This is a genomic window from Brevundimonas sp. GW460-12-10-14-LB2, assembly GCF_001636925.1.
GTDB lineage: Bacteria > Pseudomonadota > Alphaproteobacteria > Caulobacterales > Caulobacteraceae > Brevundimonas > Brevundimonas vesicularis.
Map to the genome: position 1 here is coordinate 650,765 of NZ_CP015511.1, position 16,263 is coordinate 667,027.

General features: G+C 69.3%; 13 protein-coding genes and 1 pseudogene. 7 read left to right on the plus strand and 7 right to left on the minus strand.

All coding sequences use genetic code 11. The features are described 5' to 3' along the window. Positions 1–140: 140 nt before the first annotated feature. From A4249_RS03085 to lspA, 7 genes are all read right to left on the minus strand, one after another. Entirely contained in the window at positions 141–1,250 is a 1,110-nt protein-coding gene (locus A4249_RS03085; RefSeq protein WP_066550967.1) for a Fic family protein, read from the minus strand. 228 nt (positions 1,251–1,478) lie between these two features. Further along, complete coding sequence (locus A4249_RS03090) at positions 1,479–3,410, minus strand: cytochrome c/FTR1 family iron permease (RefSeq protein WP_066550969.1); 1,932 nt, start codon at positions 3,408–3,410, stop codon at positions 1,479–1,481. A 171-nt stretch (positions 3,411–3,581) separates the two neighbouring features. Beyond that, complete coding sequence (gene lpdA, locus A4249_RS03095; protein ID WP_197458501.1) at positions 3,582–4,982, minus strand: dihydrolipoyl dehydrogenase; 1,401 nt, start codon at positions 4,980–4,982, stop codon at positions 3,582–3,584. 72 nt (positions 4,983–5,054) lie between these two features. After that, positions 5,055–6,314, minus strand: coding sequence for a cytochrome P450 (locus A4249_RS03100; protein ID WP_054765659.1), 1,260 nt, complete (start codon positions 6,312–6,314; stop codon positions 5,055–5,057). Between the two features lie 163 nt (positions 6,315–6,477). Further along, a complete protein-coding gene (locus A4249_RS03105) occupies positions 6,478–6,912 on the minus strand; it encodes a MerR family transcriptional regulator (protein WP_066550975.1) in 435 nt (144 codons plus the stop codon). A 54-nt stretch (positions 6,913–6,966) separates the two neighbouring features. Beyond that, positions 6,967–7,509 (minus strand): MAPEG family protein, encoded by a 543-nt coding sequence (locus A4249_RS03110; protein WP_066550978.1) that lies wholly within the window; start codon positions 7,507–7,509, stop codon positions 6,967–6,969. Continuing rightward, positions 7,506–8,030: a signal peptidase II gene (gene lspA / locus A4249_RS03115; RefSeq protein WP_082382684.1), complete on the minus strand. Its 525-nt coding sequence runs from the start codon at positions 8,028–8,030 to the stop codon at positions 7,506–7,508. Before lspA ends, A4249_RS03110 begins: the two co-directional genes overlap by 4 nt. Before the next feature lie 157 nt (positions 8,031–8,187). Between lspA and A4249_RS03120 the strand changes: the two genes are divergently transcribed. The 7 genes and pseudogenes from A4249_RS03120 to A4249_RS03150 all read left to right on the plus strand — a co-directional run bounded on the left by A4249_RS03120 (position 8,188) and on the right by A4249_RS03150 (position 16,211). Next, on the plus strand, positions 8,188–8,838 hold the full coding sequence (locus tag A4249_RS03120; protein ID WP_066550981.1) for a cation transporter: 651 nt from the start codon (positions 8,188–8,190) through the stop codon (positions 8,836–8,838). Beyond that, positions 8,835–9,485 (plus strand): class I SAM-dependent methyltransferase, encoded by a 651-nt coding sequence (locus tag A4249_RS03125; protein WP_054765663.1) that lies wholly within the window; start codon positions 8,835–8,837, stop codon positions 9,483–9,485. The genes A4249_RS03120 and A4249_RS03125 overlap by 4 nt, the downstream gene beginning before the upstream one ends. 68 nt (positions 9,486–9,553) lie before the next feature. Beyond that, on the plus strand, positions 9,554–9,883 hold the full coding sequence (locus A4249_RS03130; protein WP_066550984.1) for a hypothetical protein: 330 nt from the start codon (positions 9,554–9,556) through the stop codon (positions 9,881–9,883). A gap of 53 nt (positions 9,884–9,936) precedes the next feature. Beyond that, entirely contained in the window at positions 9,937–11,193 is a 1,257-nt protein-coding gene (locus A4249_RS03135) for a TolC family protein (RefSeq protein WP_054765665.1), read from the plus strand. Continuing rightward, complete coding sequence (locus A4249_RS03140) at positions 11,193–12,383, plus strand: efflux RND transporter periplasmic adaptor subunit (RefSeq protein WP_066550987.1); 1,191 nt, start codon at positions 11,193–11,195, stop codon at positions 12,381–12,383. Before A4249_RS03135 ends, A4249_RS03140 begins: the two co-directional genes overlap by 1 nt. 8 nt (positions 12,384–12,391) lie before the next feature. Next, positions 12,392–15,612, plus strand: a pseudogene (locus A4249_RS03145) (efflux RND transporter permease subunit). Then, positions 15,612–16,211: a cation transporter gene (locus A4249_RS03150; protein WP_054765668.1), complete on the plus strand. Its 600-nt coding sequence runs from the start codon at positions 15,612–15,614 to the stop codon at positions 16,209–16,211. Before A4249_RS03145 ends, A4249_RS03150 begins: the two are co-directional and overlap by 1 nt. The last annotated feature ends 52 nt before the right edge of the window (positions 16,212–16,263 follow it).

The window sequence follows — 16,263 nt, forward strand, 5'->3', positions numbered from 1 at the left end:
AATTCGCCACTTCTGGCGAAACAGGCCGGTTTTTGGGCGGTAACTCGCCAGAAGTGGCGAATTGCGATCCTCCCTGTTGAGGCTCGGGTCTTGAGCGACCCGCCTGGCGTAGAGCCGTGCCGGCGTCGGGGCGGGGCCGCCTATCCTCGATCGACCAGCGAATAGCTTGTGCTGCGCCCGCCGCCTTCATCCTTCACGAGGATGCCCCGCTCCACCAGATCGTTGATGTCGCGCAGGGCCGTGTCGGGCGAGGACCTCGTCAGCGCCGCCCATTTGGTCGAGGTGAGCTTGCCTTCGAAGCCGTCGAGCAGCCGGTTGATGACCGTGCTCTGGCGCTCGCTCAACGTCTGACCTGCTAGCGCCTCCCAGAAGCGCGCCTTGCGCATGACATGCGTCAGGGTGGTTTCCGCGCCATCGAACGCGCGATCGAGGCAGCCGAGGAACCAGTCCAGCCAGAGGGACACGTCCAGCGCGCCTTTCTGGGTCGCCTCCAGGGTGGCGTAGTAGTCCTTGCGCTCCAGCCTGATCTGGGCGGACATGCTGTAGAAGCGTTGAGCGCTTTTCTCGGAGCGGGCGAGCGCCATGTCGGCGATCGCCCGCGCGATCCGGCCGTTCCCGTCGTCGAACGGGTGGATGGTCACGAACCACAGGTGGGCGATCGCGGCCTTGAGGACCGGATCCGTCCGCGGCTCGTCATTGAACCAGTCGAGGAACGCCCGCATCTCGTCCTGCAGACGGTCGGCAAGGGGCGCTTCATAGTGCACGCGCTCTCGTCCGAAGGGGCCCGAGACGACCTGCATCGGGCCGGAGCTCTCGTTGCGCCAGGCGCCGACGACGATCCTCGTCATGCCGCTGCGCCCGGTCGGAAACAGGGCGGCGTGCCAGGCGAACAGCCGTTCCTCGGTGAGCGGAGACGCAAAGTTCTGGGTCGCGTCGAGCATCATTTCGACGACGCCTTCGACGTTGCGATCCGCGGCGGCGAGGGCCCCGATATCCATGCCGAGGCGGCGGGCGATGGAGGATCGCACCTGATCCTTGTCGAGCAGCTCGCCTTCGATTTCGCTGGATTTCAGGACATCTTCGGTAAGGGTCTCGAGGACGGCTTCAGCGCGGAGGTCGAAGCCGAGCGTGTGCATCCGGCCAAGCAGAAGGCCCTGGCGATGACGGACGGCTGCGAGGCGATCGGCAAGCGCGTCAGCGCGCCAGTCCAGACGCGGCCAGCCTTCGATCTCATGGATGTATTGCGCCATTCCCCGCACTCCTTGCGGAGAATATTGGCGCTATTCGCCGCAAGAGCAAGGTTATTCTCCGCGCGAAGTGCGGAGAATAGGGCGCCTAATCTCCGCACCAAGGGTGGTCTCCGCACGCTATCGGCTGCGGCCCCGCACCTTGGGTATCCGCGGACTGCGCGGCTATCGGCGCCCAAGCAGCTCCGAAACCCTGCCAACGGGTCGCAGTTGAGGGCCTCAGACGCCCGCTCAAGAGGCTGGGCGCGCGCCTTTCGGCGCCGCATGCCGGGAGAAGCCGACCACGAGGATAGCGATCGTCAGAAGCTGAACGGCGACGCCTTCGACCGTCGGATAAAGACCGAGGATCTCGATGCGGGGGATCCACGCCAGCGGATGGACATCGAGCCAGCCCGCCTCCTGCAGCGCCGCCACCCCCTTGCCGACGAGGACGACCGACAGGATGGCCATCAGGATCGAGCTCAGGGAGAAGAACCGGCCGATCGGGAGGCGCTTGCTGTAGGCCAGCAAGGCCCAGGCCACCACGGCCAGGATCGCCACCGCCGTAAGGGCGCCGGCCAGCATGCCGAGATGGCCGCCCTGGCTCCAGATCGCCGCATAGAACAGGATGGTCTCGAACACCTCGCGGTAGACCACCACGAAGGCCAGCAGGAACAGGAACCAGGCCGACCGTTTCGACAGGGCGTGAGAGAGCTTGTCGCGGATATAGGTCTGCCAGGCGTCGGCGTGCGACTTGCCGTGCATCCAGATGCCGACCGAGACGAGCACGACGGCCGCCAGAAGCGAGCCGAACCCTTCGGTCAGCTCCCGGCTGGCGCCGCTGATGGAGATGAAGAAGGTCGCGGCCGCCCAGGTGGCGCCGCCGGCGACCAGCGCGGCCACCCAGCCGCCGTGGACGTAGCGCAGCACCTCGGGACGTTCGGCCTTCCTGAGGAAGGCGATCATCGCCACCACGATGAGGATGGCTTCCAGACCTTCGCGCAGCAGGATGGTGAAGGCGCCGAGGAAGCTGGCGAGATTGTCCGCCTCCTGGGGCGCGAGTGCGCGTTCGGCCGTGTCCAGCAGGGCGTTCGCGCGGGCGACCCGGTCCGCGACCTCCTGGGCCGGCGCGCCCCTGCTGATCGAGACGCGCAGGTCGGTCATGGCCGTCTCGACCCGCCGCAGCAAGGCGCCGTCGCGGGCGCCCAGCGCCGGCTCCATCGGTTCGACGCCGTCGAGATAGGCCGACAGGGCCAGGTCGGTCGCGGCCCTGCGATCGCCCCGGCGATAGGCGGCCTCGCTTTCGGCCAGTCGCGTCCGGGCCAGGGACAGGGTCGATCCCTCGGCGCGGACCGTCGCCTCCGGGTGGCGGCGCAGGTAGGCCGTGACCGCCCGTGCCTTCGTCTCGCCGATCCTTGTCGCCAGCTCGGCCGGCGTCGCCTGGGTGAGGGCGGCCAGGTCCGGGAAGACGGCGCGGATCGCCGGGTCGCTCTCCCAGAGGCGTCGACCTTCGGCGGCTTCGGCGTCGGTGAAGGCGAACCGGCCCACGTAGAAGGCCAGGGCCCAGCGGTCCTCGGCCGGCAGATGGGCGAAGCTGGCCATGGCCGTGCCCTCCAGCCCCTGATCGATGACCTGGTAGAGGCCGAACACGCTGCGCTGACGGGCGCGCTCCACATCCGCGAAGGCGATCGCGGGCGGATCAAGCCCCTCGGCGCCCGGGCCGTCGGCGCGTCCGGTCACGCCATGGCAGACCGAGCATTGCTCGGCATAGAGCGTCGCGCCGCGGGCCAGATCAGGCGGGAACGAAGGCGCCAGCGGGCTCGGATAGGCCGTGAGCACCGCGCCGGCGAGCGCCTTGGCCCGGTCGCCAACGACGCGCGGATCCGCCTTGTCCCTGATGGCCGCCTGCAGGGCCTCGGCGTCGCGGACCAGACCGGCCTTGGCCGGATTCGGCGGCAGGGCGTCCAGGCGGGTCCGGATCTGGCCGCCGAACTCGATCATCTCCCCGTATTCGGCCGGATTGGTCACCTGACCGTCGGCCACCGCGCCGGCGTAATCGACCGCGACATAGTCGAGCAGCCGCCAGGCGACCTGGGCCTCGGAGGCGGACGGCGCCTGGGCGAGGGCGGGGGCGGCCAGCCCCATCGCGAACAGCAGGGCGAACAGGCGGAGCAGAGGGCGCATGGTCAATCCAGATGTGAACGGCTCGCATTAGCATTCAGGCGGCGACGCTGTCGCGCTTTATTCGCGACGCGGCCGGGCTCGTAGGCGGCTACGGGTCCCTACGCCCGCCGGGACGTCTCGGCGCCGCGCGGCCAGCCCGGCCAGCCCGGGCAGCCACGCGACGCGCGGTCGTTAAAGGTGGATCGTGCGGTCGGCCACAGCCAGGCATGCCTCGCGCAAGGCTTCCGGAAGCGTCGGATGCGCATGGCTCGTCCGCGCCACGTCTTCGGCCGCCGCGCCGAATTGCATGACGGCGACCGCTTCATGGATCAGGCTGCCCGCGTCCGGCCCCAGGATGTGCACGCCGAGAATCCTGTCCGTGCTGGCGTCCGCCAACACCTTGACCAGCCCGTTCTTCTCCAACCGCGCCTTGGCCATGGCGTTTGCCGAGAATGGAACGCGCCCGACGCGATAGGCCACGCCGGCCGCCTTGAGGTCGTCCTCGGTGCGCCCGACTGAGGCCAGTTCCGGCCAGGTGTAGACGACGGCCGGGATCGTTTCGTAGTCGACATGACCCGCGCCGCCGGCAAGTCGCTCGGCAAGAGCGATCCCTTCTTCCTCCGCCTTGTGGGCCAGCATGGCGCCGCCGATGACATCGCCGATGGCGTAGACCCCTTCGGCGCTGGTTCGAAAGCCGTCGTCGACCGGAATATAGCCCCTTGGGTCCGGCTTGATGCCGACCGTCTCCAGATCGAGTCCGTCGGTGGCGGGACGTCGGCCAATGGACACGAGCACGACATCGGCCTTGATGGTTCCTCGCGCGCCGTCTCCCATGGGCTCGACCTCAAGGACGACGTCGTCCGCCTCCATTCGCGATCCGACCACCTTGTGCGCCAGGCAGAATTGGAAGCCCTGGGCCTCAAGCACCTTGTGCAGCGCCGTCGACATCTCTGAATCAACGCCGGACGCGATCCGGTCGAGCACCTCGACGACCGTGACCTCGCTGCCGAGACGGCGCCAGACGGAGCCCAGCTCCAGTCCGACATAGCCGCCGCCGATCACCGCCAGATGGCGCGGCGCCGCCGTCAGGCTGAGGGCGCCCGCCGAGGTGACGATCCGCTGCTCGTCGATGGGCAGGTCCGGCAACGTCGCCGCTTTCGATCCGCTGGCGAGCACGATCGCCTTGCGGGCCTGCACCTCGAAGCTGCCGTCCGGGGCGCTCACTTCCACACGGTCGCGCGACAGCAGCCGGCCGCGGCCCTGCAGGCGGGTGACCTTGTTCTTGCGCAGGAGGTAGGCGACCCCTTCACCAAGCTCCGTCACGACCCTGGCCTTGTGCCGCATGACGCCGGCAAGGTCGGCCCGCACATTGTCGACCAGGACGCCGAAAGCCTCGAGATTGCGGGCCATCTCCAGCCGCTCTGTGGCCTGCAGCAGCGCCTTTGACGGAATGCACCCGATGTTCAGGCAGGTTCCACCGAGGAGTTCCCGGTCGTCGATAACCGCCACCGACATGCCGAGCTGGCTCGCCCGGATGGCGCAGGGGTACCCGCCCGGCCCGCCGCCGATTATCACCAGGTCATAGGATGTCATCGAAGCCATCGCGTCAGCCTTCGCTGTAAGTGAAAGAGGGACGAAGGCGCCGGCCACCCGCATGAGCAAACATCAGGCGCCGCCCTCACGCGGGGAAGTCCGACGCGTCATCATTCGGAACCCGCTCCTGGGGAGGGCCGGAAGGCGGCGGAAGTCGATCTCCAGATCCTGAGCCGGCAGCCGGTAGTTCAGGCCGGCGAGCAAGCCGAGGGCCCGCTCCATCAATTCGACGACGATGCTTTCGCCGGGACAACGGTGACCGGTCAGGGCGTTCCCGCCGCCTTGGGGAATCAGGCCGAACGCGTCCCCGGAGCCGTCGATGAAACGCTCTGGCCGGAATTCGTCGGGATCGGTCCAGACGGCAGGATCGTGATTGGAGCCATAGAGATCGAGGATCACCTGCCGACCCACCGGGAAGTCAAGGTTGCGCCAGCGAAACGGCGCGCGCACGCGCCCGATCACCGCCGGGAAAAACGGATAAAGGCGTCGCACCTCCTGAACGAAGGCGCGGCGGCGGCCGGCGTCCGCGGTGGCCAGACGGGCCGCCGCGGGGTGCGCCTGCATCGCGTGCGCCACAAACACGATATAGACCGAGGTCGCCACGGTCGGCCTCAGCACATTGGCCAGTTCGACCGCCGCCGTCCGGGCCGCCAACGGTTCGCCATCATCCGCGCTCGCCCAGGCCCAGGCGTAGGCGGCGGTGTCTGGATCCGGCGCCAGTCGTCCGGCGCGAATGCCCTCGATGATCGAGGCCAGCCAGGCGTCGACGCGTCGCCGCGCGTACCTCGACCACAGGTGGCGAGGCCCCCGCGATCCTGCCGCGTCAAACAGCGCCCTGAGGTGACTGACCCGTTTCGCTTCGTCGTCGGGATTCAGCGGCACCCCCGCCCAGCGGCAGACGGCGCGGGTGAGCACCGGCTGCAGGGCGTCGTACAGCACGATCTCTTCCTGGCCAGCCCATTCAACGGCCGCGCGTCGCCATTCCGCCTCGAACAGGTCGCCCAGCCGCGCGATCCGTTCCGGCGACATAAGAGCCATGAACACGCGTTTGCGGGCGCGGTGCGCTTCGCCATCCAGGCCCTGGACGCCGCCTTCGCCGAGCAGTGTGCGTCGGACAGGCGCCGGCATGGCGCCCGCGCGCGAGATGCGGGTCTCGTCGTAGAAGACCTGGGCCGCTTCGCGCCCTCTCAGACAGGCCGTCTCCTTCAGCGCCAGACGGGTCTCGATTGCGTCCGCGCCGGCCTGCTCGAACAGGCGGGAGATGCGCCTGTACGGGTCCGTCAAAAGGGCGAACGTCTGATCGGCGTGTCGCTGTGTCGATCGATGCGCCATCGAAGTCCTCCATGGACGAAGGGAGCGCGACGAGGGCCGCGGGATTACTCAAAACGTCGCGGTGACCCAATGGCTCCTGCATCATCCCGGGCCCGTTCTGACCTTCAGCGCCGACCTGCACGGCGAGGCCGAGGAGCGGTGCAAACCCGGGTCGGGTTCGTCTTCAAACCGGCGCCGAGGGATCGTGCAGGGCTTCGATCACCTTGCAGGCGGACACGCGGCCGCCGGCACATTCCGCCGTCATCCGCAAAAGCTCGCGTTGCAGGGCCCGGAGTCGGGCGATCTTATGCGTCACCTCCGCCAGATGACGTTCGGCGAGGATGCTGGCTTCGGCGCAGGGCCGATCAGGGTGATCGGACAGATCCAGCAGGGAGCGGATCGAGTCCAGATCGAAGCCCAATTGCCGTGCATGCCGAATGAACGACAGGCGGCGTTCCGCCGCGTCGTCATACATCCGCCGGTCGCTGGCGGTGCGCGGGGCGGCGGGAAGCAGGCCGATCTCCTCGTAGAAGCGGATGGTCGGGACCTTGACGCCGGTGGCCGCGGCGAGCTTGCCGATAGGGCGCAGGCCGGACGAGGCCGGGGAGGGCAGGGTCATCGCATCATCTCGCAGCAGCGGGCTGAAGGGCGGCAGGCGCAGGACGGAAAAGGATCATCGGCCCAGCCCCATGAGGATGATGGCGGCGCCGAAGGCGGCGATCGTGGAAGCGCCGGTAAGGGCCATGCCGAAGGCCCTGGCCGCCGCGCCCCGGGCATAACCGTGGGCGAACAACACGCGGCCGATCAGATAGAGGGCGACCAGCACCGGCAGCACGACCATCTCCTCGCCGCGCAGCACGGTGGCGAGCACCAGGTGGGCGCCCACCGCCAGGACCGTCTGCTCCAGGGTGTTCTGAAGCACGGCGGCAGGCACGGCGAGCCTCGAGCTGGGCGCCGCATAGGCGGAACCCGGCCGGTCGGCGTCGGACCGGAACCGGATGCTCGCCACGGCCCTCAAACAACCGGCGAGCCACAGGAAAACGAGGAGGTCCGCCTTCAGGGCGTAGGCCAGCCGATCAGCTGTCGCCATGTCCGGCGCGGCGCCCAGGAGACGTGGCGAAAGCCATAGCCAAGCTGACGCCACCGCCGCAGCGGTGATGAGAATCGCCAACCCCGAACGGACGGCGATCGCCTTCTGTTCGGCGGAAAAGGTCATCGCGCCGCCCGTCCCAGGGTCGACGTCGCCGGGCGGCCGTCCGAGCCCCGGACGGTCAGGAGGAGCAGCGCCACGCCGCAAACAATGGCCGCATCGGCGAGGTTGAAGGTCGGCCAGTGCGCGTCGCCCCAATGAAGATCGATGAAATCCGTCACCGCGCCGGAGCGCAGACGATCGAGCAGGTTCCCGAGCGCTCCACCGGCGATGAGGCTCGCCGCGACCGCCGTGACGGCGCTTCGCGTACGCCAGATCCAGGTCAGCAGGACGCCGATGATCAGGAATGCCACGGCGCTCAGGGCCCATCGTCCCACCGCGCCCGAGTCTGCGAACAGGCCAAAGGTGACGCCGGGATTGAATCCCAAACGCAGCGCGAGGAACGGCGTGAGGTCCACCGGGCTCTCGAGTCGGGCGCGAGCCGCGGCCTTGGCGGCCTGATCCAGAGCGGCGATCAGCATGAAGAACGAGAAGGCGATCGCCCGCATGCGGCTGGGACCGCGTCGCGACGGGTGCATCGTGATCATGAGGCCTCCTGTGGATTTCGTCCGATTGTGCGTCCTCTAGCTACTAGAGGATCAAGTCGGTTCCGCCAAACCGCGTCTTTTTGGGGCGAGGCATCCATTTTGTTCTTGATCCTCAAGCGACTGGAGGATGCATTCTCGTGGTGAAAGGCGGACTTCGATGACTGACTCCCTCTCGTCCCCCGAACCGGCGGCCTCCGGCTGCGGCTGCGGCGCGGCCGTCAAGTTCGACGGCGCCACCCCGGCCTATCGCCGCATCCTGCTGGCGGTGATCGCTATCAACGGCGCCGCCTTCCTGGCCATCGCCGGCGGCGCGGCCCTGCAGGGCTCGGCCTCGCTGGGCGCCAACGCGCTCGACTTCCTGGCCGACGCCGCCACCTACGGCATCAGCCTGGCCGTGATCGGGCGCTCGGTCGCCGTGAGATCCGGGGCCGCCATCATCAAGGGCGCCAGCCTCGCGGCGCTGGCGCTGTTCATCCTTGGCTACGCGATCTGGCGGGCGACCTCGGGGGCGCCCCCGGAAGGCGTCGTCATCACCGGCCTGGGCGCCCTGGGCTTTTTCGCCAACGCCCTGGCCGCGCTGCTGCTGGTCCGCCATCGCGAAGGCGACGCCAATGTCCGTTCGGTCTGGCTGTGCACGCGCAACGACCTGATCCAGAGCCTGGTGGTCGCGGCCACGGGCGTGGCCGTCTGGTTGACCGCCTCTCGCTGGCCCGACCTGATCGCCGGCGCGATCCTGGCGGTGGTCTTCCTGCAATCCGGCTGGTCGATCATTCGTCAGTCCCGCGAAGAACTGAAGGCCGCCGCGTGACCGCGAACTTCACCCCCGCGCTCGGCCATACAGCCCTGAGCGGGCTGTATGATCCGGCCATCGCGCTTTTGACCCGGGAACCGCTGTGGCGGAGCCGCCTTCTCGAACAGGTGGCTCCGTCCCCTGGCGAGACGATCATCGATCTTGGATGTGGAACCGGCTCATTCGCGATCGCCATGGCGAACCGGGCGCCGGACGCGCGCATCTTCGGCCTCGATCCCGACGGCGACATCCTCAGGCGGGCCGAGACGAAGACGGCCGCTGCAGGTCAGGCCGTCCGTTTCATCCAGGGGTTTTCGCGCGATGTGGCGGCGCTCCTGGGCGAGGACGCCGCCGACAAGGTGGTCTCCAGCTTGGTCTTCCATCAGCTGCCCATGGCCGAGAAGCGAGCGGGCCTCGCCGCGAGCCTGCGGGCGCTCAAGCCGGGCGGAACGCTGCATGTCGCGGACTACGGCCGCCAGTCGGGTGCGATGCGCGTGCTCTTCCGCCTGGTGCAGTCTCTGGACGGCTACGAAAACACCCAACCGAACGCCGACGGCGTTCTGCCTACGCTGATGGCCGAGGCCGGCTTCACACAGGTTCAAGTGCTCGATGTCATCCCGACCGCCACCGGATCCATCTCTCTGTATCGGGCGGTGCGACGATGAGGCGATTGATGTCGCGGCGCACCGTGTTATGGGACGGCATGGGGTTTCCCTCGACTAGGCATGGGTGGATGGCGGCGCTGCTCGCGTCGTTCCTGGCCCTGTTCGTCCTGGTTTCCGCAGCCGACGCCTTCGCCTGCGCACCCGAGACCGGAAGCTTGCAAGGCCTGGCCGCGTCGGACGTCGTCGCTGTGTCCGATACAGGTCACGGCGAACGCAAGGGCGCAGCAGGTCAGGTCGCCTGCGCCCACGGCCATTGCCACCATTGCGGCATTACCGCGCCGCCGGCCATTGACGACATGAGGTCGATGGCCCTCGATCGCGCGCCCTTGGCGTCATCGCTCGATCAGGCGCCGGCCTCCCGGATGCCCGCCGGTCCCATGCGCCCGCCCAGAACCTGACGTGACCTCGCGTTCGCGCGCGCCCTTCACGTCAACCTTCCGGGACATGAGACATGCCATCCCCTATTCGCCGCTTGCCGCCTTTCGCGGTCGGCTGCGCTGTGGTCGCCCTGACGACCGCCTTGACCGGCCCGGCCTGGGCCGATCCCGCGCCATCCTTCCGGACCCTGCTTGAGCGCATCGGGGCCAGCCCCTCCGCGGCCGAGGCCGACGCCTTGCTCGAAGCGGCCGAGGCCCGGGTGCGCCAGGCGCGCGTGCGACCCAACCCGACCGCCGCCCTCGAGGCGGAGAACGCCTTCGGCAGCGGTCCCTTTTCCGGCTACGACAACGCCGAGACCACGCTCTCGCTCACCCAGGACCTCGAACTGTGGGGCCGGCGCGGCGCCCGGGTCGAGGTGGCGCGGGCGGAGGCCGGAACGGCTTCGCTGCGTCGCGATCAGGCGGTCGTCGACGCCGCCGGACGGCTCGCACTCGCCTACGCCGAAGCGGAAGCCGCCGAGCGGCGCTTCGCCCTGGCCGAGGAGGCGCTCAGCCTGACCATCGCGGACGCCCGCGCCGCCCTGGTGCTCGTGGAGGAGGGACGCGAGCCCATGCTGCGCGGCATCCAGGCCGAGAGCGAGGCGGCGGCGGCCCGCGCGACCCGTGACGAGGCGCAGGCCGAGCGGGACGCGGCGTTCGCCCGCCTGACGGCTGTCGCGATGCTGCCCGCGCCGGTCACCTCGATCGTCGACAGCCTGCTGGACGACGCGCCGACCCGGACGGCCATCGAAGCCGCTCCCGGGGCGCCGGCCGTTCGCGTCGCCGAGGCCGAACGCGAAGCGGCCGAACGGCGGATCGCCGTCGAGCGGGTGCGCGCGCGGCCCGACGTTAGCGCCAGCGTCGGCGTTCGGCGTTACGAAGCCGAGGATGCGACAGCGCTGACCTTCGGCATCAGCATGCCGCTGCCCCTGTTCGACCGGAACCGCGGCAATATCGACGCGGCCCAGGCCGAGTTCCGCGCCGCGGACGCCCGCCTGGCCGGCGCGCGCCAGGAGGCCGAGGCCGACGGTCAGGCCGCGGTCGCCCGGCTGAACGCCTCGGTGAGCCGCGTCGCGGCCGCCGACGCCGGCGTGACCTCATCCGAGGAAGCCTATCGCCTGTCCCGGATCGGCTTCGAGGCCGGCCGCATCTCGCAACTGGAGCTGCGCGGAACCCGCGCCGCCCTCATCACCGCCCGCAACGCCGCCGTCGACGCCCGCCTGGCGCGCGTCCGCGCCGAAATCGATCTCGCGCGCCTGCAAGCGCGCGCACCCTTCGGAGGGGTCCAATAATGCGCAAGCCGCAATCCAACAAAACGCTGCTCATTGGCGGCGTCGCCGCCGTCGTCCTGCTCGGAGGCGGCGGGCTGTTCCTGGCTCTCAATCGCTCCGACGCGCGGCCGGCCGCCGAGGGCGAGGCCGGTCATGCCGAGGAAGAGGGCCACGCGGAAGGGGAGGGCGTCGAAGCCCCCGAAGGTGTCGTGGCGCTCACGCCCGAGCAGATCCGCGCCGCCGGCATCGCCATCGTCGCCGTCGGCGGCGGCGGCGGATCCGAAACCCGTTTGTCTGGACGCGTCGAGCCCATGGTCGATGCGCGCGCCGCCGTGGCCGCCTCGGTCGGCGGCCGGGTCGAGCGCGTGCTCGTCGCGCCGGGGCAGTCCGTGCGCGCCGGTCAGGCCCTCGCCACATTGGTCAGCGGCGACGCCGCGACCTTCCGCGCCGACGCCGACGCGGCGGTGGCGCAGGCCGAAGCCGCGCGCCAGGCCTATCACCGCGATCGCAACCTGGCCGACCAGGGCGTGGTGGCCCGGCAGGAGGTGGAGACCTCCCGAGCCCAGTCGCTCAGCGCCGAGGCGTCGGCGCGCGCCGCCCGCGCCAGGGCTTCGGCGGCCGGATCGCCAAACGCTTCGGGACGGCTGAGCGTGACCAGCCCGATTTCGGGCGTCGTCACCTCGGTGCAGGTCGGCCCCGGAGGCTTTGTCCCCCAGGGCGGCGTCGTCGCCGAGGTCACCAACCCCGCGCGGATTGAACTGGTCTTCAACGCGCCGCCGGCTCTGGCCGCCCAGGTCCGCGCCGGATCGCGCCTGAGGGCGACCGGGCCCAACGGGGAATTCGAAGCCGTCGTCACCGGCGTGGCGCCCGGCGCCGGCGCCGAGAGCGGCGCGACGATCATTCGCGCCCGGCCGTCGGGCGTGTCGCTGCCGCCGACGGGATCCGCCGTCACCGGCGCCATCGTTACGGGCGATGCCGTCCCCGGCGGCCTGACGGTCCCCAGCGAAGCCGTGCAGACCATCGAAGGCGCGACGGTCGTGTTCGTTCAGGTCCAGGGCGGCTTCCGGGCCGTCCCGGTGCTGGCCGGTCGTCAGGCGGGAGGGCGCACGGAGATCCTGCGCGGCCTCGACGAGGGTGAACGCATCGCCGCCGCCAACGCCTTTCTCTTGAAAGCCGAACTCGCCAAGGGCGAGGCCGGCGATGACGACTGAGGCGCGGCATGTTCAAATCCATCATTGAAGCCTCGGTGCGCTTCCGCTGGTTCGTTGTGTTGGCGACCGCGCTGGTCGCCGCGCTCGGTCTGTTCGAACTGACCAAGCTGCCGATCGACGCCGTTCCGGACATCACCAACCGGCAGGTCCAGATCACCACCGTCGCCCCGGCGCTCGCGCCGGAACAGATCGAGCGGCAGGTCACCTATCCGCTCGAGACGGCCATGGCCGGCATTCCCGGACTGACCAGCACTCGCTCGTTGAGCCGCAACGGCTTCAGCCAGATCACGGTCATCTTCACCGACCAGACGGACATCTATTTCGCGCGCCAGCAGGTGGCCGAACGCCTCGCCCAGGCGCGCGAAAGCATGCCCGAGGGCGTGGAGCCGGCATTGGCGCCGATCACCACCGGCCTCGGCGAGGTCCTGATGTGGACCGTGGACTATCTGCCGTTCAACAGCCGCAACCTCGCCCGGCCGGGACAACCCGGCTGGCAGCCAGGCGGCGTCTACCTGACCCCGAGGGGGAGCGGTTGACCACGCCCGAGGCGCGCGCCACCTACCTGCGCACTGTTCAGGACTGGATCGTCGCGCCGCAGATGCGGACGACGCCCGGGCTCGCCGGCGTCGACACCATCGGCGGCTATGTGAAGGAATACGCCGTCCGCCCCGACGCCGCCCGCCTGTCAGCGTATGGGCTGGGGCTGGGCGACCTCGTCACGGCCCTGGAGCGGGCCAACACCCAGGCCGGAGCCGGCTACGTCCAGCGCGGCGGCGAGGCGCTGACCGTCCGGACCGACGCCCTGGCCTCCACCGTCGAGGATCTTGCCCAGGCCCCGGTCGTCAACCGGGGCGGCCTGGTGGTGCGCGTCGCCGATGTGGCGACGGTCGAGGTCGGGCAAGCTCCGCGGCTGGGCGGCGCGAGCCGCGATGGCCACGAGTCGGTGCTCGGCACGGCCTTGATGATCGCCGGCGGCAACAGCCGCACCGTGGCCCAGGCCGCCGGAGAGCGCCTCGAGGAGGTGCGCGAGACCCTGCCCCCCGGGATCGAGGCGGTGACCGTGCTCGACCGAAGCGCCCTGGTGAACTCCACCATCGGCACGGTGGCGCGCAATCTGACCGAAGGCGCCCTGCTCGTCATCGTCGTGCTGTTCCTGCTGCTGGGGAACCTGCGGGCGGCGAGCATCACCGCCCTGATGATCCCGATCAGCTTCCTGTTCGCCGTCATCGGCATGAACCGCTTCGGCATCAGCGGAAACCTGATGAGCCTCGGCGCCCTCGACTTCGGCCTGATGGTCGACGGGGCGGTGGTGGTGGTGGAGAACACCCTGCTGATGATGACCCGGCGGCGCGCGGAATTGGGCCGCATGCTCAGCCGTCACGAACGGCTGGACGTCGCCATGGCCGCGGCCCGGCAGATGGTGAAGCCGGCCGCCTTCGGCCAGCTGATCATTCTGCTGGTCTTCACCCCCCTGCTGATGCTCGAGGGCGTGGAGGGTAAGACCTTCATTCCCATGGGGGCGACCGTCATGCTCGCCCTGGTCGGCGCCTTCATCTTCTCCTTCACCTTCGTCCCGGCCATGACCGCGCTGCTGGTGCGCGACCCCAAGAGCGCCCAGCTCGACGCTGACGGCCAGGTGCAGGAACATGAAACCCGCGTCCTGCGCTTCGCCCGGCGCTGGATCCAGCCGGCGATCCGCGCCGCCGTGGACAAACCCAAGATCGTGCTCGTCTCGGCCCTGGGCGCCCTGGTCGTCGGCGGCCTGGCCTTCGCCACCCTCGGTCGGGAATTCATCCCCACCCTCGACGAGGGCGACATCGCCATGCAGGCCCTGCGGGTGCCGTCCGCTTCGCTGGACCAGTCCCTGGCTATGCAGATGGCCCTCGAGCGGGTCGTCAAGGCCCAGCCCGAGGTGGAGACGGTGTTCTCGCGCACCGGCACGGCGGAGGCCGCCGTCGATCCCATGCCGCGTAACATCTCCGACAGCGTGATCATCCTCAAGGACCGAGGCGACTGGCCAGACCCGGGCCTCGAAAAGGAGGCGCTCATCGAGCGCATTGAGGAGGCGGTTAGTCAGCAGATCGGCAATAATTTCGAGTTCAGCCAGCCGATCGAACTGCGCTTCAACGAACTGATCTCCGGCGTCCGGACCGATTTGGCGGTGCTGGTCTACGGCGACGACTTCGACACCCTGCAGAGGGTCGGCGAGCAGGTGGCTCGCGCATTGGAGGAAACACCGGGTTCCGCCGACGTTCGAGTGGAACAGGCGTCGGGGTTGCCGACGCTGACGGTCAGCGTCGACCGCTTCGCGGCGGCCAACTACGGCCTGTCGGCGGCGGACGTCTCGGAGGCGGTCTCCACCGCCATCAGCGGAACAGAGGCTGGACGCATCTTCGAAGGGGATCGGCGCTTCGACGTTGTCGTCCGTCTGCCCGAGGCGACCCGCAACGATCCAACCAGCCTGGCCGCCCTGCCGATCGTCTCCTCGACCGGCGTGGTGGTGCCCCTGTCCTCGGTGGCGCGCATCCAGACCGCCGAGGGGCCCAACCAGATCAGCCGCGACAACGGCAGTCGGCGCATGGTGGTGCAGGCCAACGTCCGCGGCCGGGATCTCGGCGGTTTCGTCACGGATGCGCAGACGCGGGTGGAGCGGATCGATCTTCCGCCGGGCGTCCGGCTCGATTGGGGCGGTCAGTTCGAGAATCTCAAGCGCGCCGAACAGCGTCTGGGCCTCGTGGTTCCGATCGTATTCATCCTCATCGGGGTCCTGCTTTTCATGGCCCTCGGCTCATTCGCTGAAGCCGGTCTGGTGTTCGCCTGCGTCCCGCTCGCCTTGGTCGGCGGGGCCCTGGCGCTGCTCTTGCGCGGCATGCCCTTCTCCGTCTCGGCGGCGGTCGGCTTCATCGCCGTCTCGGGGGTGGCGACCCTGAATGGCCTGGTGCTGATGCAGGCCATCCGCGAGCGGCTGACGGCGGGCCTGGCGCCGCGTGAGGCCGCGATCGAAGGGGCGTCCAGCCGCCTGCGGGCGGTTCTGACCACCGCCCTGGTGGGCATCGTGGGCTTTATTCCCATGGCCATCGCCCACGGGGCCGGGGCCGAGGTCCAGAAACCATTGGCCACAGTGGTCATCGGGGGCCTTTTGACGGCGACTGCGTTGACACTGCTGGTGTTGCCCACCTTCGCCGCCAAGGCGGTGAAGCATCGCAAGGCGGAAGGGATCGAGGATTGATGAGCGAACGAGACGAGACGGAAGGCGTCCAGCGCCGCACCCTGCTGGTGGTGTTGATCCTCAACGCCGCCCTGTTTGTAGGGCTCGGGATCGGCGGCTTGCTCGCCGATTCCAGCGCTCTGCTGGCCAATGCCCTGGACAATGCGTCTGACTCCGCCGTCTACCTCATCAGCTTTCTGGCGGTGGGCCGCGCCCTGATCTGGAAGACCCGCGCCGCCCGGGCCTCCGGAATCCTGCTGCTGATCTTCGCTGCGGGCGTCCTGCTGGACGTGCTGAGACGAACGCTGATGGGGACGGAGCCCATAGGCTGGACGATGATGGGCATGGCGGTGGTCGCCGCCATCGTGAACCTGGTGTGCCTGGAACTGATCCGGCGCCAACGCAGCGAGGATGTGAACATGAAGGCCGCCGAGACCTTCAGCTTCAATGATTTCGCCTCCAACGGCGGCATCCTGATCGCGGGTGGCCTGGTCCTGTGGCTGGATCAGTCCTGGCCGGATCTGGTCGTGGGCCTAATCGTGGCCGGCATCGCCGTGAAGGGCGGCGTCGACATCCTCCGCGACTCCCGGGCCGAAACGAGAGCGGGGGAAGAAGCCTGAGTGACGACGGCGGCTACGCCCATGATCACACGGCCGGGGCCAAAGCCCGGGT